The 25,043-nt window shown below is 70.3% G+C and carries 22 protein-coding genes and 1 pseudogene; 11 read left to right on the top strand and 12 right to left on the bottom strand.

Annotation, left to right across the window (positions count from 1 at the left end; translation table 11 throughout):
• Nucleotides 1–465 precede the first annotated feature (465 nt).
• A complete protein-coding gene (locus ACIBX3_RS41460) occupies nt 466–945 on the top strand; it encodes a S26 family signal peptidase (RefSeq protein ID WP_397126062.1) in 480 nt (159 codons plus the stop codon).
• On the opposite strand, the gene ACIBX3_RS41465 is transcribed toward ACIBX3_RS41460, so the two are convergent.
• The 9 genes from ACIBX3_RS41465 to ACIBX3_RS41505 all read right to left on the bottom strand — a co-directional run bounded on the left by ACIBX3_RS41465 (nt 873) and on the right by ACIBX3_RS41505 (nt 12,380).
• Nucleotides 873–2,777, bottom strand: a complete 1,905-nt coding sequence (locus tag ACIBX3_RS41465; RefSeq protein ID WP_397126063.1) for an ABC transporter ATP-binding protein — start codon at nt 2,775–2,777, stop codon at nt 873–875. The genes ACIBX3_RS41460 and ACIBX3_RS41465 overlap by 73 nt on opposite strands.
• Nucleotides 2,774–3,304, bottom strand: a complete 531-nt coding sequence (locus ACIBX3_RS41470) for a hypothetical protein (RefSeq protein ID WP_397126064.1) — start codon at nt 3,302–3,304, stop codon at nt 2,774–2,776. Before ACIBX3_RS41470 ends, ACIBX3_RS41465 begins: the two co-directional genes overlap by 4 nt.
• A gap of 58 nt (nt 3,305–3,362) precedes the next feature.
• Nucleotides 3,363–3,893, bottom strand: coding sequence for a MauE/DoxX family redox-associated membrane protein (locus ACIBX3_RS41475; protein ID WP_397126065.1), 531 nt, complete (start codon nt 3,891–3,893; stop codon nt 3,363–3,365).
• Between the two features lie 12 nt (nt 3,894–3,905).
• Nucleotides 3,906–4,118, bottom strand: a complete 213-nt coding sequence (locus tag ACIBX3_RS41480) for a hypothetical protein (RefSeq protein WP_397126066.1) — start codon at nt 4,116–4,118, stop codon at nt 3,906–3,908.
• Between the two features lie 81 nt (nt 4,119–4,199).
• Nucleotides 4,200–7,013: an AfsR/SARP family transcriptional regulator gene (locus ACIBX3_RS41485; protein ID WP_397126067.1), complete on the bottom strand. Its 2,814-nt coding sequence runs from the start codon at nt 7,011–7,013 to the stop codon at nt 4,200–4,202.
• Between the two features lie 808 nt (nt 7,014–7,821).
• Nucleotides 7,822–8,970 (bottom strand): alpha/beta hydrolase family protein, encoded by a 1,149-nt coding sequence (locus tag ACIBX3_RS41490; protein ID WP_397126068.1) that lies wholly within the window; start codon nt 8,968–8,970, stop codon nt 7,822–7,824.
• A gap of 12 nt (nt 8,971–8,982) precedes the next feature.
• A complete protein-coding gene (locus ACIBX3_RS41495; RefSeq protein WP_397126069.1) occupies nt 8,983–9,915 on the bottom strand; it encodes a S41 family peptidase in 933 nt (310 codons plus the stop codon).
• Nucleotides 9,916–10,410: 495 nt separating this feature from the next.
• Nucleotides 10,411–11,493 carry an ABC transporter permease gene (locus tag ACIBX3_RS41500; protein ID WP_397126070.1) on the bottom strand — a complete coding sequence of 361 codons (1,083 nt, stop codon included), beginning with the start codon at nt 11,491–11,493 and terminating at the stop codon, nt 10,411–10,413.
• Nucleotides 11,490–12,380, bottom strand: a complete 891-nt coding sequence (locus tag ACIBX3_RS41505; protein WP_397126071.1) for an ABC transporter ATP-binding protein — start codon at nt 12,378–12,380, stop codon at nt 11,490–11,492. Before ACIBX3_RS41505 ends, ACIBX3_RS41500 begins: the two co-directional genes overlap by 4 nt.
• Nucleotides 12,381–12,655: 275 nt before the next feature.
• Here ACIBX3_RS41505 and ACIBX3_RS41510 point away from each other — a divergent pair, with 275 nt between their 5' ends.
• From ACIBX3_RS41510 to ACIBX3_RS41525, 4 genes and pseudogenes are all read left to right on the top strand, one after another.
• A complete protein-coding gene (locus tag ACIBX3_RS41510; protein WP_397126073.1) occupies nt 12,656–14,044 on the top strand; it encodes a sensor histidine kinase in 1,389 nt (462 codons plus the stop codon).
• Nucleotides 14,041–14,712 (top strand): response regulator, encoded by a 672-nt coding sequence (locus ACIBX3_RS41515; RefSeq protein WP_397126074.1) that lies wholly within the window; start codon nt 14,041–14,043, stop codon nt 14,710–14,712. Before ACIBX3_RS41510 ends, ACIBX3_RS41515 begins: the two co-directional genes overlap by 4 nt.
• 388 nt (nt 14,713–15,100) lie before the next feature.
• A pseudogene (locus ACIBX3_RS41520) lies at nt 15,101–15,250 on the top strand (recombinase family protein); the annotation flags it as partial.
• A gap of 34 nt (nt 15,251–15,284) precedes the next feature.
• Nucleotides 15,285–15,485: a hypothetical protein gene (locus ACIBX3_RS41525; RefSeq protein WP_397126075.1), complete on the top strand. Its 201-nt coding sequence runs from the start codon at nt 15,285–15,287 to the stop codon at nt 15,483–15,485.
• A 161-nt stretch (nt 15,486–15,646) separates the two neighbouring features.
• Here the strand turns inward: ACIBX3_RS41525 and ACIBX3_RS41530 are convergent, their stop codons facing one another.
• The gene (locus ACIBX3_RS41530; protein WP_397126076.1) at nt 15,647–16,669 is read right to left on the bottom strand and encodes a LacI family DNA-binding transcriptional regulator; all 1,023 of its coding nucleotides are present in this window, start codon (nt 16,667–16,669) and stop codon (nt 15,647–15,649) included.
• Between the two features lie 304 nt (nt 16,670–16,973).
• Between ACIBX3_RS41530 and ACIBX3_RS41535 the strand changes: the two genes are divergently transcribed.
• From ACIBX3_RS41535 to ACIBX3_RS41560, 6 genes are all read left to right on the top strand, one after another.
• A complete protein-coding gene (locus tag ACIBX3_RS41535; RefSeq protein WP_397126077.1) occupies nt 16,974–17,543 on the top strand; it encodes a TetR/AcrR family transcriptional regulator in 570 nt (189 codons plus the stop codon).
• A 923-nt stretch (nt 17,544–18,466) separates the two neighbouring features.
• On the top strand, nt 18,467–19,279 hold the full coding sequence (locus ACIBX3_RS41540; protein WP_397126078.1) for an oxidoreductase: 813 nt from the start codon (nt 18,467–18,469) through the stop codon (nt 19,277–19,279).
• Between the two features lie 50 nt (nt 19,280–19,329).
• Nucleotides 19,330–19,848: a nuclear transport factor 2 family protein gene (locus ACIBX3_RS41545; protein ID WP_397126079.1), complete on the top strand. Its 519-nt coding sequence runs from the start codon at nt 19,330–19,332 to the stop codon at nt 19,846–19,848.
• 833 nt (nt 19,849–20,681) lie between these two features.
• Nucleotides 20,682–21,182: a SigE family RNA polymerase sigma factor gene (locus ACIBX3_RS41550; RefSeq protein WP_397126080.1), complete on the top strand. Its 501-nt coding sequence runs from the start codon at nt 20,682–20,684 to the stop codon at nt 21,180–21,182.
• Nucleotides 21,179–22,489 carry a TolB family protein gene (locus ACIBX3_RS41555; RefSeq protein WP_397126081.1) on the top strand — a complete coding sequence of 437 codons (1,311 nt, stop codon included), beginning with the start codon at nt 21,179–21,181 and terminating at the stop codon, nt 22,487–22,489. The genes ACIBX3_RS41550 and ACIBX3_RS41555 overlap by 4 nt, the downstream gene beginning before the upstream one ends.
• A 72-nt stretch (nt 22,490–22,561) precedes the next feature.
• Nucleotides 22,562–22,897 carry a Tn3 family transposase gene (locus ACIBX3_RS41560; protein ID WP_397126082.1) on the top strand — a complete coding sequence of 112 codons (336 nt, stop codon included), beginning with the start codon at nt 22,562–22,564 and terminating at the stop codon, nt 22,895–22,897.
• Here the strand turns inward: ACIBX3_RS41560 and ACIBX3_RS41565 are convergent.
• Nucleotides 22,857–23,456, bottom strand: a complete 600-nt coding sequence (locus ACIBX3_RS41565) for a TetR/AcrR family transcriptional regulator (RefSeq protein ID WP_397126083.1) — start codon at nt 23,454–23,456, stop codon at nt 22,857–22,859. The two genes, ACIBX3_RS41560 and ACIBX3_RS41565, sit on opposite strands and share 41 nt — an antisense overlap.
• Nucleotides 23,457–23,693: 237 nt before the next feature.
• Nucleotides 23,694–24,938 (bottom strand): cytochrome P450, encoded by a 1,245-nt coding sequence (locus tag ACIBX3_RS41570; RefSeq protein WP_397126084.1) that lies wholly within the window; start codon nt 24,936–24,938, stop codon nt 23,694–23,696.
• Nucleotides 24,939–25,043 lie beyond the last annotated feature (105 nt).

Consider the following 25,043-nt stretch of genomic DNA (forward strand, 5'->3'; position numbering starts at 1 on the left):
CTAGCGGTAACACATGACCGCAAAAACTCGCCCCGTTCGGCCCTAATTGACACGCTTTGCCCGAAAAATCCCTGATGGTTTTCCTGAAACAGGGAAGCGGAGCGCACCCTGCCCCGCCCGAAACCGCTCGCCGGCCCCCGGCCCTCACCGCGCGGCCCCCGCCGGCGGCGACCGCACCTCACTCCGGTCCATCCCCGTCGTGTCAAGCGACCAAGGGGACGCGGCAGAGGCCCTCTTCGCAACGGCTGTGCCCGACGCATGGACTCATCGCCACCTGCTGCCTCGCCCCCAAGCCCCAGGGCCCGTCGTATAGTGACAAACGCCACGGCGACGGGCAGTGGCATCACTCCCCACGAGTGGCATACCTCGTGCGATGGCAGCGACGTCGCCACGCGATGCAGGAGCCGCGCAGGGCACAGGCGACGCTGTAACGGATCGGCTTGGTGGTGAGAGATCATCAGGGCTGTGGTGTTCCGCACGGCCGCGGTCGCCGTGCTGGCCGGCGTGACGCTGGCCGTCCTGGCCCGGCGCCGCTGGCTCGTCGTGACGGTGCGAGGGCCAAGCATGGAGCCCACATACGTCCCCGGCGACCGGGTGCTGGTGCGCCGGGCGGAGCCCGCACGGCTGCGCAGGGGACAGGTGGTGGTGTTCCAGCCACCCGGCGTCGAGGGCGCGTGGGATCGGCAGCCGCTGGTGGCCGGCAGCGTCACCGACCGCCACTGGTACATCAAGCGGATCGTGGCCGCCCCGTCCGACCCGTTGCCGCAGGAGGCCGCCGAGGCCGCAGGCGCCCCCGCCGGCACGCCCGTGCCGGCGGGGAAACTGGTGCTCTTCGGCGACGGGGAGCGCAGCGTGGACTCCCGGCGATGGGGCTACGTCCCATCCGATCGCGTGCTCGGCGTGGTCGTGAGGCGATTGGCCCCCTCGTCGTCCGCCCCGGGCTGATAACCGCTCGCCTGGACGGTGAACAGCCGGGCATAGCCGGCGCCGGCCGCCATCAGCTCGGCGTGCGTTCCCCGCTCGGCGATGTGGCCGTCGGCGAGCACGGCGATGACGTCGCTGTCGCGGATGGCGTTCAGCCGGTGGGAGATGAGCAGGCTGGTGCGGCCGGCCCGGTGCCGGCGCAGCTCGGTGCGCAGGACATGCTCGGCCGCGGCGTCCAGGCCGGAGCTCGGCTCGTCGAGCACCAGCAGGTCCCGCCGGTCGCGGAGGTAGGCGCGGGCCAGCGCGATGCGCTGCCACTGCCCGCCCGACAGCACCACCCCGGCCTCCGGATCGTCGTCGGGGCCGAGGTCGGTGAAGGTACGGCTCAGCATCGTGTGGTAACCGCGGGGGAGCCGCAGCAGGGCGTCGTGCACACCCGCCCGCCGGGCCGCCGCGGCCAGGCGTTCCTGATCGTCGAGCGCGCCGAGGTCGCCGAGGCCGATGTTCTCGGCGGCGGTGAGATCGTAGGAGACGTAGTCCTGGAAAACGGCCGAGACGCGGTCGCGCAGCTCAGCAGGATCCAGCTCGCGCAGATCGACACCGTCCCACAGGATCGCCCCGCGCTGCGGGTCGTAGAAGCGGCAAATCAGCTTGACCAGCGTCGACTTCCCCGCCCCGTTGAGCCCGACGAGGGCGACCGCCTTGCCGTAGGGGATGTGGAGGTCGATCCCGCGCAGCACCCACGGGTGGGCGTCGTCGTAGCGGAACCACACCTCGCGCAGCTCGATGCCCCGGCGCAGCCGCGGCACGGGCACCGGGGCGCGGGCGAGCGTCAGGTCGCCGGGAGAGGCGACCACGGACAGGTAGTGGCCGAAGACGAGGAGCGCCTGGAAGATCCCGGCGATCTGCCCTGCCACGGCGCCGAGCGCGCCCTGCAGGCCCGCGACCGAGGCGACGAACACCGACACGTCTCCCACGGTGAGCCCGCCGGCGGCGGCGCTGGCGACCACCCAGACCAGCCCGGCGCCGGCGACCAGCGCCCCGAGCGTGACCAGCAGGCCCTGGACGGCGAGGGTGCGGCGATCGAGTGCGCGCTCGGCCTCGTTGACGGCCCCGATCTGGTCGAGCAGCCGCCGGTGCAGGAAGGCGCCCAGCCCGAACAGCCGTACCTCCTTGGCGGCGCCCGCGCTGGTGAGAAGGCCGGCGTAGAAGAACTGCCGGCGCACGCCCGGATTGACGGCCCACACCAGGCGCGCGTGCCGCCGGCTCAACGACAGCTGGGCGGCGACCATGGGCAACGCGGCCAGCATGACGAGCGCGGTCATCACCGGGCTGATGACCAGCAGCGTGCTCACGAAACCGGCCAGCGTGACCAGCGCCTGCAGGCATCTGAGCACGGGCATGACGATCTGTGCGGCGGCCCCCTGCCCGGCCCGCTGGGCCAGCTGCAGCCGGTCGTGGAAGCTGGGGGTCTCGAACGGGCCCAGGCCGACGAACCGGTTGACCGCCGCGAACAACCTCGCGTTCGCGGCCAGGCTGACGCTGCGGCCCAGGTGGCTCTCCACGTACTGCGACAGGTGCGGCAGCGTGGCGGACAGCAGCCCGGTCACGGCGATCGCCGCCCCCAGCGCGACCACCCCCGTCACGTCAGGGGAGCCGCCGACGAGCTCGTCGATGAGGAACTTGGTCAGCCAAGCCGTCATCACCGGCCACAATCCGCCGCCCACGGCCAGCGCCGCCGCCAGCAGGGTGGCGGCCGGTCCCGCCGACCAGGCGAGCCGCCAGGCCGCGGCGGCCCGCGCCGCCAGCTCACCGGCGCCCGGACGGGCCTCGCCGCCGGCCGGTGCCGTCATGCCGGAACGTCTTCGCCCAACCCCGCGACGCTCACCGCGCCGGCCTGGACCACGCCGTCCTCGACCTGGTAGAAGGCGGGAAAGATCTCGGCGCGGAACGCCCGGGACAGCGCGCCGTTGCGGACCTCCCTGACCACGGTGGCGACCGGGCGCACGGTATCGACCAGTTCGCCACCTTCCGGAGTGTCAGGCCCAACGACGACGGCGAGCACCTGATCCGGCGCGTACCCCGACTCCTTCACCAGCGACTCCAGGTCGGGCAGCTGCCCGGCGCAGGCCTGGCAGGTGGTCGCCAGCATGGCGACGAGCCGCCAGCCGCGTTCGGAGACCTCCTCCCCGTCGATGGAGCGGGCCTCGAACACGGGCAGGCTCGCGCCGTCCGGCAGCAACCCACCGCCGCCCGCGGCGCTGAGATGCGCCAGTTTCGCCGTATGCTGCCGCAATCGGCGGATCACCGCGAGAGTGAGGACGAGGTCGAGGGCGCACAAGACCCCGACGAGGACGACGGCGGCAACAAGGAAGGGCATGGCGAGTCCTCCAGCAAGCGCGTTTGGGGGGAGGGGACAGCCGGCGCGTCGGGCACGGCTAACGCATCGGGTCGGACACCGCGAACAGCGCGGCGATGTCATCGAAGAACACGAACACGAGCGTGAGCACCGCGCCGGCAATCAGGCTCAGGGCCACCCCCGCGAGCTCCGAGCCTGCCGGCACGCCGGGCCGGGCGGCGACCGTCCCGGTCAGCGCGATGACGGTGAGCAGCACGTTGCGCAGCAGGTGCGCCGCACCAAGCGGCGCACCGGCCCTCCCGAAACAGCCGCAAGGGACGCTGACCTCGCGCCGCAGCCCCACACCGATGGCCGCGGCGAACATCGCGAGCAGGGCCGCCGCCACGACCAGGCCGGCGCGCGCAGTGCCGGGAACAGCGACGAGGACGACGGTACCCGCCTCAGCGCAGATCACCGCGACGACCACCGGGCCGGGCCGGGCCGTCCCGGCGATGCCGGACACCAGGGCGGCCAGCGCCGCCCGCGCCGACGGCCTGAGAGCCTTGCCGCACACCGCGACCAAGAAGATCGCACCGATCACGAAGCGGCAGGCCGAGACCACGTAGTCCATCGGCGCCGGACGTCAGCAGCAGCAGTCGTAACAGGTGTGCACGCAGGCCCCGTCGCTGCACTGGCGGATCTCCTCGCAGTGGGTCAGCGCGAAGAAGCGGCAGTAGTAGCAGCAGGACCCGAAGCAGCCTCTGAAGTTCCCCGGGCACACGACCGCCGCCGCGGTGGCCTTCGGCAGGAGGCGGTCGAGCATGCGGTCGCCGAGTGCCTGCAAGGTCGCGATCATCATTCCTCCCGATGGGCGATGAATGGCTATGCGGATCATCACATCGAGCGGGATAGAGGCCGTATATGCCTTGTATAGGTGTCAGCCGGCGAGGCGTTCCAACCGCTCGCGTACCGTGGCGGCCTTGGGATCGCCCAGCTGCTCATACTCGGCGAGTGCCTCCTGCAGATGGGCCGCCGCCCGTGCCGTGTCGCCCCGGGCGGCGTGGACGAGGCCGAGCGACTCATGCGCCGCGGCCCGGAGCAGGGTGTCACCCGTCCTCGTGGCCAGCGAGAGCGCCCGCTCCCCGCACGCGGCCGCTTCACCGTGCTCACCCATGTCGCGGTGCAGGACGCTCAAACTGACCAGAATCTGGGCGTTGTCCCGGTCGCCGCAGTGCTCCTCACTGATCGCCAGGGACGTGCGGTAGTGGGCCATCGCCTGCTCCAGACGTCCGGCCTGGTGGTGGGCCTCGCCGAGGTTGCTGTGAAGCAAGGCGGTGAAGTGGCGGGGCTCCGGCAGGCACCCCACCAGCGCCTCCGCCTCGCCCAGCCAGCGGATGGCGTCCTCGGGCTGATGCGCGTCGTTGTGCACGGCCGCGAGGTTCAGCAGCGCGGTGGCGGCTCCAAGAGTGTCGCCGAGACCGAGCCTGATCTCGTACGCGCGCCGGCAGGCCGTCGCCGCCTGCCCGGCGTCGCCGAGCAGGCTGTACGCGACCGCGATCCGGCCTGTGATGATGGCCTCACCCTGGGGCTCACCCGCCAGCGCCGCCGCCTGGGCCGCGACGGAGTAGAGCTCGACCCACTGGTCCCGGTGGTGACCGCGGTGCAGCCAGCCGAACATGGCGGCCGCGATCCGCCACGCGTGCGCCGGATACGACACGGCCGCCTGCCGCACGGCGGCGCCGAGATTGGCCGCCTCGTCGTCGAACCAGGCCACCGCCGCGGCGTCGTCGGCGAAATCCAGCGGCCTGGTCGCGGAGCCGAAGTTGGGGCGCTCCTTCGGACGCAGCACCCGGTCGGCCGCGTTGGCGGCATCCTGGTACCAGGTGAGCACCGCGGTCATGGCCTGCTCCCGCTCCTCGCCCGTCAGCTCGGCGGCGGCGCGTTCACCGGCGTAGATCCTCACCAGGTCGTGCATCGCGTACCGGCCGCCCGGCGCCGCCACCAGGAGATGCCCTTCCACCAGCCGGTCAAGCCATTGCGGGGCGCTGTTCGCACACACCGGGCCGGACGGGTGGACGCTCGCGAGGACGGCGGCGACGGCCGGGGACACCTCAGGTCCCGGATGCAACCCGAGCAGCCCGAAAAACCGGCGCACCGGCGCCGGCAGGGTGCGGAGCGAGGCGTGCAGGACGGCCCGGACCGAGATCTCCTCCTCATCGACGGACAGCCGGTCCAGGCGGGTGCGCTCGTCGGCCAGCTCGGAGATCAGCTCCTGCAGCGCGGACCCGGACGCTGACGTCTCCAGCCGGCAGGCCGCGATACGCAGCGCAAGCGGCAGCCGGTCGCACAACCCCGCGAGCCTGGTCACGCTCACCTCCTGCGCGGCACCGGGCAGCCGTTCGCGGATCACGGTGACCGCGTCGTCCTCCGGCAGCGGGCCGAGCGTCAGCCGCGGCACGCCGTGGGTGGCGGCCAGCCCGTCGAGACGGCGTCTGCTGGTGACGAGCGTGAGGGTGGGCGCGTAACCGGGCAGCAGAGCGCGTACCTGGCCGGCCGAGGCGGCGTTGTCTAGCACGATCAGCATGCGCCGCTCGGCCATCAGCGAACGGAACACGGCCGCCCGATCCTCCGTACCGGAGGGGATCTCCGCGGCGGGGACGCCCAGGAAGCGCAGGAAGCGCTCCAGAACCGCGCCCGGATCAAGCTCGCACCCGCTGCCGAAGCCGCGCAGGTCGATGAAGAGCTGACCGTCGCGGAACCTGCCACGCACACCATGCGCCCAGCGGACCGCCAGGGCCGTCTTGCCCACCCCTGGCGGTCCGACGATGGCCACGACCTGCGCGTCATCGCCTGACGCGGCCAGGACGCGGTCGAGGCGGGCGAGTTCTCCCGCCCGCCCCACGAAGCCGAGCGGGCTCGCGGGAAGCTGCGCGGGCACCCGCCGCGGGCGCGGCCCCCGCGTTTGCGCGGACGGGACTTCGGGGAGGGCGGGCATGCCCGCCACGGCACTGTGCAGTCGCGGGTCCTCGGCCAGGATCGCCCTCTGCATCCAGCGCAGGCCGGGACTCGGCTCAAGCCCGAGCTCGTGAACGAGGACCGCACGGGCACGGTGGTACGCCTCCAACGCCTCAGTACGGCGCCCGCACCGGTAAAGGGCGAGCATGAGCTGGCACCAGAACCGCTCACGGAACGCGTTCCCGCCGACCAGCGCCGTCAGCTCGGCCACGACAGCGGAGTCCCGCCCCAGACGCAGATCGGCCTCGACGCGGTGCTCCAGTGCGACCAGCCGCCACTCCTCCAGACGGGTCCGCTCCTCGCCCAGCGCCGCCTCGGCCGGCAGATCGGCGAAGGGCCTGCCACCCCACGACTCCAGCGCCTCACCCAGCAGCCTCCGGGCCCCGGCGGCGTCCCCGGCGGCCAGGGCGGCCTCACCATCTCGCACGAGGGCGACGAACCGGCACGCATCGATCTCGGCACAGTCGGCCACGAGCCGATACCCGCCACCACCCTCACGCACGACCCGCTCCTCGCCCAGGGCCAGCCGCAATCCCCGGGTGTAGAGCCGGACGTTGGCCGGAGCGGACGGCGGAGGCGCGGCCCCCCACAGGGCGTCGACGATACGGTCGACGGACAGCACGTCGTGCGGGTGCGCCAGCATGACCGCCATGAGGAGCCGCTGCTTGGGCGGCCCGAGCGCCACGTCGCCCCCCGGGGACCGGACGCGTGTCGGGCCCAGAACGCTGAACTCCACGGCCACACCTCCTTCGCACGCCACCTGGCTCAGTGAAGAAGATCCCGTTCACGCGAGTATGGCACCGGCGGGGCGGGAATCACACGCGCGAGACTGCCGAGCACAGGCTGTCCGGCCATTCGTCCCGCAACGCAAGCGGCGCTCGTCTTCGGCGACGACAACGCCCACACCAAAGGCTGCAACGGGCAGGCTAATCGGCCAGGCTGATTCGCACGCCGCCACCATCCGAACGGCGTGCCGCTCCAGCGATCCGCCGGACGCGTTTCTTTCAACGCTGTCCGGCGAGGAACCTCGGGCCTTCACGTTCACGCCCGGGAGGAATCGCTTCCTGACCTTGGGCGTGGTCCAAGCCTCGATCGCCTACCTGAACACGATCCTGATTCAGATCGTCATGCGCGACCCGAAGTGGCAGAAGAAGCTGACGCCGGTCGACCGTCGCCGGCCTGTCGGCTCTGTTCTGGACCCATGTGAACCTGTACGGCCGGCTGGAGCTTGACATGAGCAAGCACCTGAACCTGGACGAGCAGAACGCGGTCTGACTGGATCGTCTACCGCCTGACCAGGGGTGATGCCGTGCCCGACGAAGAAGGTTCGAACATCTCGACAGGCAGCTGGGCGCGGCGCTGTCCGAGTCGGACCCTGCCGCCGGCGGGGCCGTTGCCGGAGACGAGGACAGAGTGCGGCGGCGACCTCGTCGAGACTGAAGACCTGCAACAACTCCAGAGGCCCGGGCTCGCCGCCGTGCACCCGGGCCAGGCAGGCATACGGCGTCTTCAGCATCCCCCGACGCTTCAGGGACCGCCGGGTCTCAGGATGGAGCGCAGGGGCAGAACTTGGCCTCGGGGTAGCGCGAGGACGGCTTGTCCAGGAGGGGCTGCCGCTGCGACTTCAGGTGCTGGTCGAGGAAGGCCGCCACGTAGGTGCGGGTGAGCTCGGCGGCGCGCGCCGCGGGCAGGACGCCGGCGGTGGGCTTGATGCCGAGGGCATCGGCCAGCAGCGGGGTGTCGGTGAAGGACTGGTGTTCGGTGCCCGTCAGCACGATCCAGCGTTTCCATCCGGTGAGCAGCTTCCAGTCGCGGTCCCACGTGGGGGCGGGACCTCCGGAGACGTGCTGCGCCGAACCCAGGAACATGAACGGCCGGGAGAACCCGCTCTTGGGGATCCGGGCGTAGGCGGTGCCGTCCATGTCGATTCCGGCCCGCACGCGGAGGTCCTTCAGCATGGTCGCCATGGCGCTGGACCCGCCGATCGACTGCCCGACCATGGCGATGCGGGAGCGGTCGAACCGGCGGGAGCCTTTCCACTTCGCCGGCAGCTGGTCGAGGACGAAGGAGACGTCGGCGGCCCGGACCTGGACCAATCCCGCGCCGAAGCCGGGATCGGAGTTGCTGTCGCAGGCGAGGCATTCGGCGACCCGCCCGCCGGGGAGGGTGGTGGCGTAGCTCTCATAGGTGTGGTCGATCCCGGCCACGACGTACCCGCGGCTGGCCAGGTCCTCGGCCAGGGAGGTGAGGGTGCTCATCGGCTTGGTGAAGCCGGGGGACAGCACCACCAGCGGAAGCTTCCGCTCCGTGGGTTCGGCGTCTTTGATGGAGTTCGTACGGGTCTTGCTCAGCGTGTCGTACGGCGCGATGGCAATCTTGGTGCCTTTCAGAAGGAGTTCCGATTCCTTGGGTGCCATGTACGCAGCGCGCTGCCCGTCGCGCTGCTTGGTCGGGTACCACATGGTGACCTTGAGCTCTCTGGCCTTGGCGTCGAGGTTCCAGGGGTCGGGGCGGGAGGCGTCTGTCAGATAAAGGACGGTGGTGCCGACCGGGTGGGCGCCGGTAGGGGCGGGCAGGGTGGCGGTGCCGGCCGGTGGGGTGGACACGGCGGCGGCTCTGGGCGGGGTGGGTACGGAGCAGGCGGACATGGCGAGGACGGTCAGTCCCGCGGCCGCTGCCAGGATCTGTCTCATGGGGAGGTCCGTTCACTTGTGCAGCAAGGTGAGGGCCTTGGTCAGGGCGGGGTCGTGCCCGGCGGCGGCGTCCTTCGGGGTCAGGGGCACGTGGTGGTCGGGGGCCACGCCGATCCGGTCGATCACTTCGCGGTTGGGCCCGAGGTGGTGCCTGCTGGGGAAGCTCAGCGTGGTGTTGTTGCTGAGCAGGTATGCCTGCGCCGGGCCGGAGACGACGCCGGCGGTCCTGGTGCCGACCAGCCGGCCGAGGCGCAGATCCTTGACGGCGGAGCTGAAGTGCTCGCACGCCGAGGCGCAGCTGCGGTCGATGAGCACCGCGAGCGGCAGATCGAGCAGGTCGACGGTGTCGTCGGTCCGCAGGGTTTCGCATTTGTCGTCCACGGTGCATTGGTAGGCGGTGACCTTGCCGTGGGCGAACGCGCTCAGCAGCCGGACCGCCTCGGTGGGGCTGCCGCCGTCGTTGCCGCGCAGGTCCAGCACGACGCCGACGAGGAGCCGGTCCTCGCCTAGTCTGGCGATCGCCCGCAGGACCCGCTCCGCGGAGTCGGGTACGAATCCGGATATCCGTACGTAGGCGATGTCGTCGTCCAGCAGCTTCGATCGCACCACCTGCAGGGCCGTCAGATCCCGCTGAAAGAGACCCGGTTTGACAGTCGCGGTCCAGCGGCGGCCGGTGCTCTGCCGCAGGAGCCGCAGCCGGACCGGGCGCGCCTCCGGGTATTGCGGGTAGAGGGCGGCGATCGCGGGGATGGGCGCGCCTTTGATGAAGGGCGCCGATTCGTTGATCGATTCGATGATGTCGCCGGGGCGCAGTCCGGCGACCCGTGCCGCGCCGCCCTGCACCTCGGTGACGAACAGCGGGGGGGACGGCGACGCCGGGGTTGAGGTGCACCTGCGGGCCGTTGACGTTGGCCTGAAGGCCCAGGCCGTAGCCGTCGCCGTCATAGTAGTCGGGTGACTGCTTGACGCCGTGGGTCCAGCTGGCGTGCTTGTCGCCGATGGCGGCCACGATGGCGTCGAGGGTGGCGACGGCCAGCTTGTCGCGCAGGTTGGGGACCTGGTCGGTGACCTTGCGGTAGACGGCCTCGAAGGCGGCCCAGTCGGCTTTGCGGTCGCCGGTCAGCGCGGGCATGGTGGCCTCGGGGATGTCGCGCCCGTCGCGGTTGAGCTCCTGGGTCAGGGCGGCGAAGCCGGCGGTCAGCAGCGCGCGGGCGTTCAGGGTGGCGCTGCTGTAGTAGTTGCCGAGGATGCAGAAGTACGCCTGCTCGATGACGTCGATCGTGGTGGGGGTCTCCGCCTTGAGGGCTCCGCGCGGCGGCGCGCAGGCGGTGCCGGCGGCCGTGCTCGCCTGGCCGCGCGGCGCCGTGGGCGCCGTGCAGGCCACCGTAAGCAGGACCGCCAGGAGGAGGGCGAGCACGGCGGCCGCGGTCCTGGTGACAGTCATGACGAACCTCGCCGGATCCACCAGAAGGACAGCCAGGTCAGGACGAAGGCCAGCAGGGCGTAGATCCCGATCTCGATCCACTGGAACGGCCAGAAGCGCTCAAGGGGCTGGTAGGTCGCCTGCTGCCGGTAGCCGAGCCGGTTTACCTCGACCAGGCACGCGCTGGTGGTCACTGGTCCCCCTGCCGGTGCGCAGGGGCCCGACGTCGTGGAGACCGGGATGGACCGCGCGATCGTCGACGACGGCCCCGATCCTGCATTGCCGCTGTCGGCGACCGTACGTCCGGAGGGATCGAGGAGGTTGCTGGACAGGACCCAGGCGCCCGCGTGGCCGGGAACGGCCGACGTCCTCAGGAAAATCTGCACAGGTCCGCCTCCCTGCCCCTGCACGTGGAGCTCGTCCACGTTCGTCTGGTCGAGCTCGAAGCTCGCGCTGACCGGCGGCATCAGGTGGGGCCGGACCAGCAGCGGCATGGCGAACTGGACAGTGGCGAAGACAGCCAGGGTGAGGGCCATGGCGGGCAGCGTGCGGCGCACCAGCATGCCCACGGTCACGCCGAGGACGAAGGCGAAGGCGGCATACGCCATCGGGGCGATGCCGCGCGCGCTGAACACCAGGGGAGACATCTGGGCCATCTCCGAAACGGCCGACTTGTCCAGCGGGTCGGACCACCAGGTCACCGCGAGGCCGCACACGCCGGCGGCGGCCATGGCCGCCAGGCCGGTGAGCCCGAGCTTGACCGCCAGCCAGCGCCTGCGGGTGATGCTCTGGTTCCAGACCAGCAGGTGCGTGCCCGCCTCCAGCTCACGGGTGATCAGCGGCGCTCCCCAGAAGAGCCCGACCAGCGCCGGCAGGATCAGCACGACGAGGGTGAGGGCGAGGAAGGGGAGCTGGTACTCCTCGAAGAAGCGGTCGAAGAAGTCGTTGCAGGTGTTGTCCGGGGTGCAGCCTGCGATCCCGGCCTGGTAGGCGGTGGCCAGGCTCGGGCCGGTCAGGGCCAGCGCGCCGATGAGGACGACGAGTATGCCGGCCACCGTCGCGGCCGAGCCGCGGAATTGCCGCCAGGTCAGCCAGATCATCGTTGCGCCTCCAGGGCGGCTCGCCGGTTATCGGCGGTGCGCTGGTCCATGTAGGCCAGGACGAGGTCCTCCAGGCTGAGCCGGCTGATCGTCCAGGCAGGATCGTGGATCGGCGCTTCGCCACGGATCGTGTACGTGCTCCGCCTGTCGGCGTGCCGGGCGGAGACCACGCACTGGCCGGCGGGCAACCGGCCGGGATCGCGGCGCGGGCCGGTGAGCCGGTAATGGGTGGCCAGCAGATGGTCGGTCTTCCCGGCGATCTGGACGCGGGAGCCGACGAGCACGATGAGGAAGTCGCAGACCCGTTCCAGGTCGGAGACCAGATGAGAGGAGAGCACCACGCTCAGCTTGTGCTCGACGGCGGCCTCCATCAGGTGCTGCATGAACTCGTGGCGAGCCAGCGGATCGAGCGCGGCCGCGGGCTCGTCCAGGATCAGCAGCTCGGGCCGCTTGGCCAGGCCCAGGGTGAGGGCGAGCTGAGCGCGCTGACCGCCCGACAGCCTGCCCGCCCGCCGGGCAGGATCAAGGCCGAGCCGCGCTGTACGCTCTCGCGCCATGCCGTCGTCCCAGCGGGGGTTGAGCCGCGCACCCAGCCGCAGGTGTTCGGCAACGGTCAGCCCCGCGTAGACGGGGGTCTCCTGGGCGACAAACCCGACCTTGGCCAGCTGCGCGGGCGTGCTTCCCGGCCGACCGCCAAGAACGGCGATGCTGCCCGCGGTCGCCTGGAGTTGGCCGCTGGCCAGCTTCAGCAGCGTGGACTTACCGGCTCCGTTGGGACCCACCAACCCCACGATGTGGCCCGCCGGTATGTCGATGGTGCCCTCGCGCAGCGCCCAGCGTCTGCCGTACTTCTTGCCCAGTGCCTGGGCCTGCAGGACAGAAGTCACGCTATGTCCTCCTGAGCAGAGGTTCGAAAAGATGGTCATGAACAGCGCCTCGATCGTCGAGGCCGCCATGCGAGGCCGCGGCTGCACCGCGGCTTGGTGCCGGGAACGAAGCTAGGCGCCGCTCCTGCCGGTGCGCTTCGGCCGTGATGCCGAGATCACGTCGCGCTTGAGAACGAGGGGCCGCCAGGTCATCCCTGCGATCTAGTCCCAGAGACTGTGAAGCTCCGTCACGACGGCCGATGTGGGACGGACGGGGCAGGCGTGACAATGTGCCGGTGGAGACCAATGAACGACGGCCGTGGTGGCGGCATGTGCTCGCCCTGTGCAGCCGGCTGAACGAGGACTACTCAGATCGGGACGCGCCAGGGCGGAGCAGCGAGGGGCCTTCGAGGCTGTCTCGTCGAGCGCTCGCCGTCGACGTGGTGGTCGCGATCGTCCTGACGGTCCTCGCGGTGACCGTGGCGGCGGAGAATCCGGCGGTCGGCGCCGCCGCGCATCAGCCCGAAGTGATCGAGAGCCTGCGGCTCCGGCCTGATCCCCCGGCCGACCACGCACTGCCTCCCAGCGTCCTGTTCAACCGCCCATCCCCGCCCCTTGGCCATCCGCTTGCCCAGATTCCGTCCCACGAGGCGCCCGCGTTCCTCGTGGCGCTGACGGCGTTGCCCCTGGCGGCGCGGCGCCGGTACCCGCTCATCACCTTCTGGGTGGTGCTGGTGGCGGCGCGGGCCACCCACGAGGATGCGACCTGGATCACCGTACTGACCTGCTCCATCGCCGCGTACGGTGCCGCCGCCCACAGCCGTCACCGCATCCCGGCGATGGGCGGCCTCGTGTTCGCGGCCGGGCTCGCCGGTGCCGGGTTCGGAGACATCGCGCCTGCGCTGCCGGGCTGGATGGGGCCGTTCGTCGTCCTGCTGAGCGTCGGCGTCCTCGGGAGCTCCGTCCGTTTCTGGCGGCGACGGCTCAAGGCCAGCCGGCACCGGCTCACCGAGCTGCAGCAGGCGCAGGACGACGCCATGCGCAGGGCTGTCACCGAGGAGCGGTCCCGGATCGCCGCCGAGCTCCACGATGTGGTGACCCACAATGTCAATGTGATGGTGATCCAGGCCGGCGCGGCCCGCAGCGTGATGGACGTGGAGCCGGAACAGTCGAAGCAGGCTCTACTGGCGATCGAGTCCGGCGGCCGGGCCGCCATGGCCGAGCTGCGCCATGTCATGGGCCTGCTGGCCGGCCCGGGCGGCGAACGCCTCGACGGGCCGTCCGACGGGCTCGAACCCCAACCCGGGCTCGACCAGCTCGACGGCCTGGTGGAACGGGTCCGCGCCGCCGGAGTACCGGTGAAGGTCGCGGTGTCGCCGCCCGGGCCGCTGCCTCCCGGGATCGACCTCGCCGCCTACCGCGTCGTGCAGGAAGCCCTCACCAACACGATCAAGCACGCGCCCGGGGCCGCCGCGTCCGTGAGGATCGGCCATGACGACGATTGGCTGGAGATCGAGGTGAGCGACACCGGCGGGCCACGGAGCGCCGGGCCGCGGACCGGCGACGGCAGGGGGCTGATCGGGTTGCGAGAGCGGCTCGCGGTCTACGGCGGGACCCTGGACGCCGGCCGGACAGCCGGGGGCGGATTCCGGATCAAGGCTCGCGTCCCGTGGAGGACCGCATGACCGAGCGGTTGCGCGCCGTCATCGCCGACGATCAGGCACTGGTACGCACGGGATTCCGCATGATCCTCACCGCCAACGGCATCGAAGTGGCGGCCGAGGCCGCCGACGGGGACGAAGCCGTCGCCGCGGTCCGCCGTACCAGGCCCGACGTCGTGCTCATGGACATCCGGATGCCGCAGATGGACGGCCTCGAAGCCACACGGCGGATCCTCGCGGGCGGCAATGAGGACACCCGCGTGCTGATCCTGACCACCTACGACCTCGACCACTACGTGTACGCCGCGCTCGCCGCGGGCGCGAGCGGGTTCCTGCTCAAGGACGTCTCACCCGAGCACCTGGTGGCCGCGGTACGTCTGGTACGCTCCGGCGACGCCCTGCTCGCGCCCACCATCACCCGCCGCCTGGTCGAGCGTTTCGCCCGCCGCGACGACGTGAAGCCCACCCTCCACCGTGATCTGCACCAGTTGACGCCCCGGGAACTGGACGTGCTGCGCCTGCTTGCCACCGGCCTGAGCAACGCCGAACTCGCCGACCAGCTGACCCTCAGCGTGGCCACGGTGAAGACCCACGTCGCGAGCATCCTGTCCAAGCTCGGCCTGCGCGACCGTGTCCAAGCCGTGGTGGTCGCCTACGAGACCGGCCTGATCTCTCCCGGCGGCATCAGCTGACCTGAACCCACCTGGACAACAACTCCCGACAGACCCGGAGACGTTCCGGAGCGAATCGCGTCACCGCATTCGGCACGACGGATGATCGTCTGGATACCTATCGAATGACGAGTGGGGGGCTGAGTCGAACATTTGCGCCCCTGCATTGGGCCGGTGTCCCCGGTCCAATCGAATTCGGGCAAAACCGCCCTCGGATCCAATCCCGGCCGTGCGGACTTTCGGCCGACCTCCAGCCGGCTGCACCCCTTCAGCGGCCTGGTTTCCGCAGCCTCCTGGACGAGGCGGCCGTTGGTGACACCGTGCGCATCGCCGACGCCGCTCGGCTGTTCCCCTCCGTCAAGGATGTCCTCGACATCCGAGAGGTGCTCCGGCTTGCCGGGGAGTTCACCTGCGTGTCGCGACCGGCGCCTGGTCGGGAATGGACCTGACGGCGGACCACCCCATGACCAAGCTGTTCGTCACCATGCTGGCCGGGGTCCTGGAGTTCCAGCGGGACATGATCTCAGAGAACACGCGCGAAGGCGTGGCCGCCGCGGCCGCCGCCGGCAAGGTGCTCGGCCGCCCGGCCGCCCGTGACCCGCGACGCGCTGCGCGAGGGCTGGGCCATCCACCGCGAGCAGGGCTACTCACTGCGTGTCACCGCCCTGCTGACACTCCACCACACCATGCTGGAGCAGTGCGCCGCTCTCACCGGGGACGGCTCCACATCGGCCGGGCGCAAGGCCTACCGGGTGTATGAACACCGGATCGCCAAGGCCATGCGGATACCCTGACCAGACGCCGGACAGTCACTTCCTCAAGGGTGGGCCGTCGCCGAGATCACTGAGAGTTACTTTTCCTCTGGTGGCGTCGACCCGAGCAATGGGCCAACTGGACCGGTTCACTGCTCCTGCCGTGAACGTGTCCCGCTGCCTCTTCGAGAACGCCCTTCGGCTCAGGCGGTCGGAAGTGTGGGAGGTCCGGTGCTCTCGCGTACGACGAGTTCGGTGGCCAGCTCGACGCGGCTCTGTGGCAGTTGCTCGCCATGGGCCAGCGTCAGCAGCATCGAGGTGGCCGCGGCGGCCATCTCGGTGAGAGGCTGGCGGATGGTGGTCAGCGGTGGAATGGCCCACCGCACCGACGGCATGTCGTCGAAGCCGATCACGCTGAGATCGTCCGGGATGCGCAGGCCGAGCCGGCGGGCCGCGTGGTAGACGCCGATGGCCTGGCCGTCGTTGGTGGCGAAGATCGCGGTCGGCCGGTCGGGCAGGCGCAGCATGCGGTGCGCCTCGGCCAGGCCGCCCTCGATGAAGAAGTCCCCCCGGCCGATGAGCTCCGGGTCGACGGGTATGCCGGCCATGTCGAGGGCGGTGCGGTAGCCGTCGAAGCGGGCCCGGCTGGCCAGCGCGGAGTCGGGCCCGGTGATGATGGCGATGCGGCGATGCCCGAGCTCCAGGAGGTGGCGGGTGGCCGTGAGCCCGCCGTTCCAGTTGCCGGCGCCGACCGACGGGATGTTTCTCGCGGGAACGTCGGCCGGGTCCAGCAGGACCAGCGGGATCTCGCGGCGGGCGAGCTGTTCGTGCTGGGTCTCGGTCAGGCCCGAGAACACCGCGATCACGCCGCTCGGGCGGCGCCGCAGCACATCCGCCAGCCAGGTGTCCCCGGCGGTGTGGTCACGGCGCAGGTCCGATATGCCCACCATGAGATCGTGCTCACGGGCGACCTCCGCCACGCCTTTGGTGATCTGGACGGGATAGTCGCCCTCCAGCGCGTGGAAGACCAGCTCCACCATGGCCGTCGGTGGGGAGCGGCGGCGCTGGCGGCGGTAGCCGTGCCGGCGGATGAGCTCCTCCACGGCGGCGCGGGTTTCGGACGAGACTTCGGAACGGCCGTTCACGACCTTGGAGACCGTCGCGGTGGAAACTCCGGCCAGCTCGGCGAGCTGGGCGATGGTGAGAGGGGACGACTCCGTGGTCATGGCGGCAGTCTAGTCACGGAGTGCGGGGGGCGAGCGGTGCCGTCTTGCCAGATCGAGGGTATGGATTGTCGCTGGAATGCGAGCCTCTGGTTACCGGTGGAACTGTGGTTCCGGCATCTCTTGGCTGGCGCCCGGTCCCCGCCCCCCTTGGTGTCCGCACCAACGAGACAGCGTCCGGCGAGGCGGTGGCCCAGAGCCGCACTCCATTGTCCGCTCCGGCTGTGGGCGGCACCGGATATCGCCCCCGGCAACCTTCGTAAACCGATCGGTTTCCATTCCGATGGAATCGAGTTAACCTCGCAGTGTGACCACCAAGGCGAAGCAAAGTCCCCGGGAGCGGCTGCTGGATGCGGCGGCCGTGCTCACCTACCGAGACGGTGTCGGCATCGGCGTCGAGGCGCTGTGCAAGGCGGCGGGGGTGTCGAAGCGCTCCATGTACCAGCTGTTCGAGAGCAAGGACGAACTGCTCGCGGCGAGCCTGGAGGAACGCGCCTCCACCTACGCGGCAAGGGCCCTGCCCCCGGCGGACGACGACCGTTCACCCCGCGAGCGGATCCTGTACGTCTTCGAGCGGGTGGAACTGCAGGCGGGTGCGCCCGAGTTCCAAGGCTGCCGGTACCTGGCGGTGCAGATCGAGCTGAAGGACCGGAGTCACCCTGCGAGCCAGGTGGCACGCCGGATCAAGGGAAACCTGATGGCCTTTTTCCGGGCCGAGGCCGAACGGGGTGGCGCGAGCGATCCCGACCTGCTGGCCCGGCAGCTGATCCTGGTCTTCGATGGCGCCAGTGCCCGCGCGGGTGTCGGCGCCGACAACCTGACAGGGTTCATCGCACCCACCGTGGCCCTCCTGCTCGATGCGGCCGGCATGCGCTGACGCATCGCCTTTCCGGGGCAGGTCCGGTGACTGATGTGCCGGCTGATGCCGGTCTCGGGCAGCCGGCACGGCCCGCATGGCTTCATGCCCTTCCTCCCCGGCACTCGGGGCGAAGCTCGATGATCGTAAGGGAATTGATGAGCAGCCGGGCGCGGGGAAGGTTGTGGTCTTGTCGGCATCGGCGCCCCAGCGGCGGGGCATGTTTTCCCGGAGCCTCATCCAGCCGGCCCGGACGCTCGCTGATCTGGTCATCGCCCGCGCGTCGGTGGCTGCCGCGAAGGCGTATCCCTGCATCTGGAGCGTTTCGGGGTGCGTCGAGATCAGCTGCGGGTAAGCGATCGCCATTGGGCTGCCCATTGCGTGGGAGGGCACCGCTCGCGCCCCTTCACCGTTGCTGAGAGTCTCAGCGACTCTCGGCAATCCAGGCATTACGGCCTGGAAGGTCCGTCGCATCACCAAAGCGTGAGCGCTTCGGCTTGAGTACGGTCTCTCGTTTCCTTCTGCCGCTGCTGCGGCAGGTTTGCGCCACCTGCCCGCCCGCCTCGCCGCTTGCGCGGCTGGGCGGTGGCGCGGGTCTTCTGGTCGGCTCCACGAGGCTTCGACACCGCCGTGGCGGTGTCCTGGTCTCCGGCCACTCCGGTACCAGTCGTGCAGTCCGCCGCCACAGCGGCGAGGTTGCGTGCCGCGTTCTCGTCCTGATCGATCGACGGCGGGCAGGAGTCGCAGTCGAAGGTGCGGACGTGCGGCAATCGCCTCGGTAGAGGTGCCGCCATGCCGGCGGGCGCCGGTCAGCTCAACCTGAAGGCAGCCGGTGACGTGGCCCGGGATCAGTTCCCTGCTTGAGCTTGTGCATGGAAACCGATCGGTTTACAGTGAGGCGAAGCGAAACCGATCGGTTTCCCAGATGAGTTCGGGAGTGCATGATGACGACAAATCGGCCGGTGGCCCTCGTGACGGGCGCGTCATCCGGCATCGGCAAGGAAACCGCGCTCGCACTGGTCGCAGCGGGTTTCGACGTGGCCGGCACAGGCCGCGACACCTCACGCGTCACCCCGCTCCGGGGTGTGACGTTCCTCGACCTCGACGTGGTCAGTAACAAGTCGGTCACCGCCGCGGTCCAGCAGGTGATCGAGCGGTTCGGGCGGATCGACGTCCTGGTCAACAACGCCGGCATCGGATCGATAGGCGCGGCCGAGGAAACCTCCGTCGCGCAGGCCCAGGACGTCTTCGACATCAACGTCTTCGGGGTCATGCGCATGGTGAAGGAGGTCCTGCCGCACATGCGCGCCCAGGGACGCGGGCGCATCATCAACCTCTCTTCCGTACAGGGGTTCATCCCCGCTCCCTACATGGCCGTCTACGGCGCTTCCAAGCATGCGGTCGAGGGCTACACCGAGTCCCTGGACCACGAGGTCCGGGAGTACGGCGTCCGGGCGCTTCTCGTCGAACCCGCCTACACCAAGACCGGATTCGAGGCCAACAGCGCGAAGCCCGACACGCCCCTGCAGGCCTACGCGGATCAGCGGCACGTCTTCGACCGCCTGATGGCGGAGGCGATCAAGGACGGCGACGACCCCGCCGTTGTCGCCAAGGCGATCGTCGCGGCAGCCACCGACGCGAAGCCGAAACTGCGCTACGCCGCCGGCCCCATGGCCGGACGCGCGCGCATACTCCGCTTTGTTCCTGCATGGGCCTTCGACAGGCAGATCCGCAAGATGAACAAGCTGGCCGGCTGACACCCGCCACCCCGCAAACCCCATCGCGCCGTTGATACCGGGAGAGACCCATGTCCGAGACCCTGCACTCCGCCGCCGCTACCGTCGCGCGATGGCGCTCCGCCGAGGAACGCGGTGATGTCGAAGCCGCGGTCGCGTGCCTGAGCCCGGACGTCGTGCTCAGCTCGCCGCTCACCGACCAGTTCCCCTTCGAGGGATCTGACCAGCTGCGCGACTTCCTGACCGTGGCGTTCGCGGCGGTCAAGGACGTCCACTACCACACCCAGACCGGCGAGGGCGACACGTACGCACTGGTCTACCGGGCGCGGGTGGGTTCCCAGTCGTTCGAGGAGGTGCAGATGCTGCGGCTCGACGACCAAGCACGCATCACGGAGATCACGCTCTTCGGGCGTCCGATGCCGGCCCTCACCGCCCTGATGCACCTCATGGGTCCGGCGCTCGCTCGCCAGCAGGGCCGCCGGGGCCTTGCGACGCTCATGAGCGTCAGCACCGTACCCATTCACGCGATGGTCTCCTCGGGGGACCGCAGCATGGTTGCGAAGACCCGCCCGGCAGCCCGGCGGACCTGAGAGCACCAGGTCCACCGGGCGTTTGGCCCCGTTCCCCTTCCAGGAGTCGGCGGTAGCCGCAGGCGATGTCCTCGGCGGACACCTTCGGGTCGCAGGAACGCAGGAGGTACTGCCGTCCAGGTGGGCATCGTCGGCAACTCGCGTCGGAATCAACGTCGGTGAACGGGCAAGTCCGGAGATTTCGACAGACGTTGAGGACCCCACGCTGCCCTTGGCGCTCTGACCAGGAGGTCCGTCGCAGATGGCGGCTGTGGTTCGAGCCTTACCTGAGCCCCTGGAGGGCCGGTCGCATGAGCCGCAGCTCTGCTCGGCCGTCGCCCAGACGTACCCGCCGCGGGGAGGGCGGGTGCGGCATCGTGGGCTGGGACTGGAACACGGTTGAGCAGGAGGCGGCGGACGGAACCCGGTGGGCCGACTTCACCGTAGTCGGCACGTGGGACGGCGGGCGGTTGACGCTGACCGAGCCGCCGACGCCGCCGACGCCGCCGCGCCCGCTCGGGTCGCTCCGGACCGCAGGAGGATGTTCGCCTCTGGTGTTGAACGTCATGTTCACCGGGGATCTCGCGGACAACGAGCGCCGGTTGCGGGAGGTCTGGGCGGGTCGCCGTGCGTGTCGCGAGCGCGGTACACCGAAGAGGCGCCGGCGCTCCGCGCGGCCTGACCTGAGCACTCCTCCGCGTCACCAACCACCCACGCCCCTTCGCACCCTGCCTGACCTCTGGCGGAGGCTTATCGTTCAATTCCGGCCGGATAGTCCCCAGACACATTCGCCGAGCGATGCAGCATCTTCGTCCCTCCGGCCGTCTGGGACGTGACGACCGAAGGGACTACAAGTGGATGACGAACCCGGCTTCGACGACTTCGTGGCAGAGCAGACGGACGCCCTGCTCCGCTACGGATACGTCCTGACCGGAAACCCTCATGACGCCGCCGACCTGGTCCAGGAAGCTCTGGTACGGCTGTACGGCGCCTGGCCGAGGGTGAGACGCAAGGACAGCCCGCACAGCTACGCCCGGACCACGATGGCACGGTTACACATCAGCGTCTGGCGGCGGCACAGGCGTGAACACCTCATCGGAGAGCCGCCGGAGCGGGTTCACCACGAAGTCTTTCCTCCCGACGAGGAACAGGGTCTCTGGGAAGAGCTGGCCGCGCTGCCCCGCAGACAACGTGCCGTGCTGGTGCTGCGCTACTACGAACAGCTCAGCGACGCCGAGATCGCCAAGGTGCTCGGCATCTCTCCCGGAACCGTGCGCAGCCAGGCCTTCCGGGGCCTGGACAAGCTACGTTCCTCCCTCTCCTCCTCACCGGCGTCCCACAGGAGCATGCGATGACCGATCTGGAAGACAAGCTGAGCCGCGTCCTCTCCGGGGCGGCGCATCGTGCGCCGCAGGCGCCAGCCGGGCTGGTCGCGACGGTCAAGACGCGCCATCGCCGGCGGCGGGCGCGGACCGCCGCCGTGCACACGGCCGCGGCCGTGGTCCTGGTGGCAGGCGGGGTGGGCGCGGCGGTCAGCGCCCTGGGCTCGTCGGCCGAGCCGCACCCCGCGGTCAGCGCGACCGGCGAGGCCGAGCCGTCGGCGGACAAGATTCCGCCGCCCATCGAGAAGGTGTGGCCGCAGGCCGTACACAAGATCCCGGCCAAGCTGCCCGACGGCCGCGCGTACTACCCGCAGCTACTCCTCGACGATCACACGCTGCTGGTCATGACGGGCGTCAGTGACGGAAAGCGTCAGTTCCTGTGGAGCTACGACCTGGGCACCGGCCAGCCCAGGCAGATCGCCGAGATCCCCCCGACGAAGGGATCAGCGATCTTCGCCGACGGCGTCGCCGCCGGTGGCGGCAACATCGTCTGGTGGGCGTCCTACAAGGAGGCGGGCGGCCCGCGGGTCGCCCGGATCTGGACGGTGCCGGCCACCGGCGGCCGGCCCCGGCCGGTGACTGACGTCCCCCTCGGAAACGTCATGAAGCAGGGGCACATCAACGGGCTGACGGTGACGGGTTCGGACGTGGCCTTCGCGTACGAGAAGGGCGGGGTTTACCGGGTGCCGCTGAGCGGGGGCTCGCCGCAGCCGGTGAAGGGCGCCGAGCGGCACCACGTCCTGCAATGGCCGTGGGTGGGCATCCACCGCGGAAAGGCGATCTTCCGCGAGCTGCTGAACGTCGAGACCGGTGAGCGGCGCGACGCCGTGGTCAACGCCGACGAGGAGGTCAGGTGCGGCGTCGACCGGTGCGCGGGCGTGGCCGTGCGGTACAAGACCGTCAAGGTCAAACGCCCCCACGACCGCTCCGGCAAGGAGATCAAGTGCGGCACTCGCCGGTGCCCGGACACGGTGCGGAACCAGACCATCCTGCGTAGGTTCGTCCGCGACCGCGACGGCTCCCACGAGCGCGAACTGCCAAGCACCTTCCATCCAGGTGACGAGGCCGGCCTGGAGCGCTTCTTCAAGGTCAGGTTGAGGGGACCGGGAAGCCAGGCCGTCCTGACGCTGTATGACGCCGACACCGGCAGGTCCGCCGATCTCGGCATACGGCCGGATGCGAAGGGAAGCATGGCGATCCCCGACAGCGGCCTCGACCGGCTGATGACCTACCCGATCAAGAACGAGATGTACGTCCTGGACCTGGCCGCGATCAAGTAGGGGTGCCGTGCTTCACGGCACCCCACCATCGGAACGGAAATTGCCTGTAGAGAACGTTCCGTTCCGGCGTGATTGGCCTACGGCCGCATCTTCAAGTCGATGCACCTGCTGCACGTCGCCCATCCGGAGGACTACCGCAGGATGATGGGCGCCCAGCTGAACGTCGGGGAGGGCCGCAACGGCCTGGCGCGAGCGGTGTTCTTCGCCCACCACGACCAGCTGCGCAGGGGTTATGAACGCGGTATGGAGGACCGGTTCCATGGGACGTGCCCGTTCAACCGGCCGGAACCACCCGGCCGGTTGGGGGACCTGCGCGACCCCACCGCCGCCGACGACCCGGGGCTCCGAAGGCTGTGGGGCGCCTGTGTCACTGCTCCCTCGGTCGTGGTGCGAGCCAGTGGCGGGTGAGGTCGCGTACGGCTGTCAGCCAGTGTTGCGGCTGCTCTCCGGCGGCGATCGCGTCCGCGGCGCCGTGGAGGACGGTGAACAGGATCGTGGCCGCGATATGCGGGTCGACCCGGCGGAACGCGCCCTCGTCCATCCCGCGGCGCAGTGCCTTGGCGATGGCGGCGATGGTGTCCGGCCGCCCGTCGTCCCCGGGTGCGGGCGCAGAGTGGGAGTGGAAGACGACGGCATGGAGCCCGCCGGGCCGGGCGATGTCCTCGATGGCCGCCGCGCATTCGGCGTCGATGGTGGCCCACCAGTCGATCGGCTCGGTGGATTCGGCGAGCCGGTGGAACCTGTCCAGGTAGTCACGCAGCACGCGGTCCCGTATCGCGACGAGCATCTCCTCCCAGGAGGAGAAGTAGACGTAGAAGGTGCCCTTGGCGGCATCGGCTTCGGCGGTGACGGCTTGAACCCAGTTGGTCACGTTCTGCCCGGAGTCCAGGAGCCGGATGGCGGCGTCGATGAGTTCGCTGCGCCTGGCCTCCGGGGTGAGGCGGCGCCGGCTCCTGGAAGTGACCATCGCACCAGGTTAGCCGACCATGAGGGCCTCATCAGATGTCTCTTCAGCTTGATCATCTGAACTCGGTTGCCAGGGCCGGCGGTGCCGCGAGCAGAGTCAGGCCGCGAACACGCCCAGAGCCCAGCGGATCGCCCCCGGCATCGGCTCGGCCCCCGGGCCGCAGTGACCTGCGTGACGCCGAGTCCACGCTGCGGGTCGGTGTGCCTCGGTCCCTCATCCGGCGCCATCCTCACCTCGTCACCCCGCGTGGGCGATGAGGAGCTCACTGACGCCACGCAGGTTGAGGTGTTCCCGATACGGTGGCGGGTCGGCGATGAGCTCGGGCTCCCGGACGCGCCGGACGAACGCGGCCAACGCCAGCCGGCCTTGGAGCCTGGCCAGCGGCGCGCCGAGGCAGAAGTGCGAGCCGAAGCCGAAGCCCAGATGCCGCACCTGCTCGCGGGCCGGGTCGAACCGGTCCGGGTCCGGGTTGGCCTCCGGGTCCCGGTGAGCCGCGGCCAGCAGGAGGATGACCAGGCCGCCGGCGGGCACCGTCGCCCTTCCAGCGCGCAGGTCCTCGCCGGCGACCCGGGCGGTGAGCTGGACGGGCGGGTCGTAGCGCAGGATCTCCTCGACGACCGCGGACGCCTTGCCTGGGTCGGCGCGCAGGGCGGCGAGCTGACCGGGGTGCCGTAGCAGGGCGAGCACGCCGTTGGCGATCAGGTTGACCGTCGTCTCGTGCCCCGCCACCAGCAGCAGCACGATCGTGGAGACCAGCTCGTCATGGCTGAGCACGTCGCCACCGTCCTGCGCGGCGAGCAGTTCGGAGATCAGGTCGTCCCGTCGCGGGCTCCTGCGCCGGTCGGCGACGAGTTCGTTGACGTACCGGTGCAGCTCGACCTCGCCGTGCACCCACTGCGGGGTGTCGCCGCTGCCGTCGTAGCGGTTGGAGAAGCCGTCGAGCTGCCGGGTGAGCTGGGCGGACCATCGGTGGAAGAACCGCTCGTCGGCCTGCGGCACGCCGAGCATGCGGCAGATGACCGTCACCGGTAACGGGTAGGCGAGGCCGGACAGTACGTCGAACGTCTCCCGATCGGCCGCGCGGTCGAGGTACTCCTCGATCAGTTGCGCGATGGAGTCCTCCATCCGGGCGACGGTGCGGGCGGTGAACGCGCTGCTGACCAGGCGCCGCAGCCGGGTGTGGTCCGGAGGGTCCAGGGACAGGAACCATGGCCGCCGGATGGAGGATGGAGCGTCCGGGGGATACGGGTCGGCTGCCTGATCGACCTGAAAGAACCGGTCGCGCTCGGCGCTGAGCCGCGGGTCGCGTAGCAGCGTCTCGCAGTCGCGGTAGTTCGCCACCACCAGCGTGGACATCTCCTTGATCCATACCGGGCCGAGGGTGCGGAACTCGGCGTAGATCGGGTACGGGTCGGCCCTCGCCGCGGGGTCGAGAAGCTTGCCGACCAGGTGGAAACCGGACGTCTGGTTGTCGGTCGCCATGGGTGTCTCCGCTCCTTGGGATGCACTATTGACCTCAGGTCATTAATAGTGACCTGAGGTCAATAGTGTCAACCGTGGCGGAGTCGCCCGTGGCCATCGCGAACT

Origin of the sequence: Nonomuraea sp. NPDC049480, from assembly GCF_044465905.1 — a bacterium.
Lineage (GTDB): Bacteria > Actinomycetota > Actinomycetes > Streptosporangiales > Streptosporangiaceae > Nonomuraea.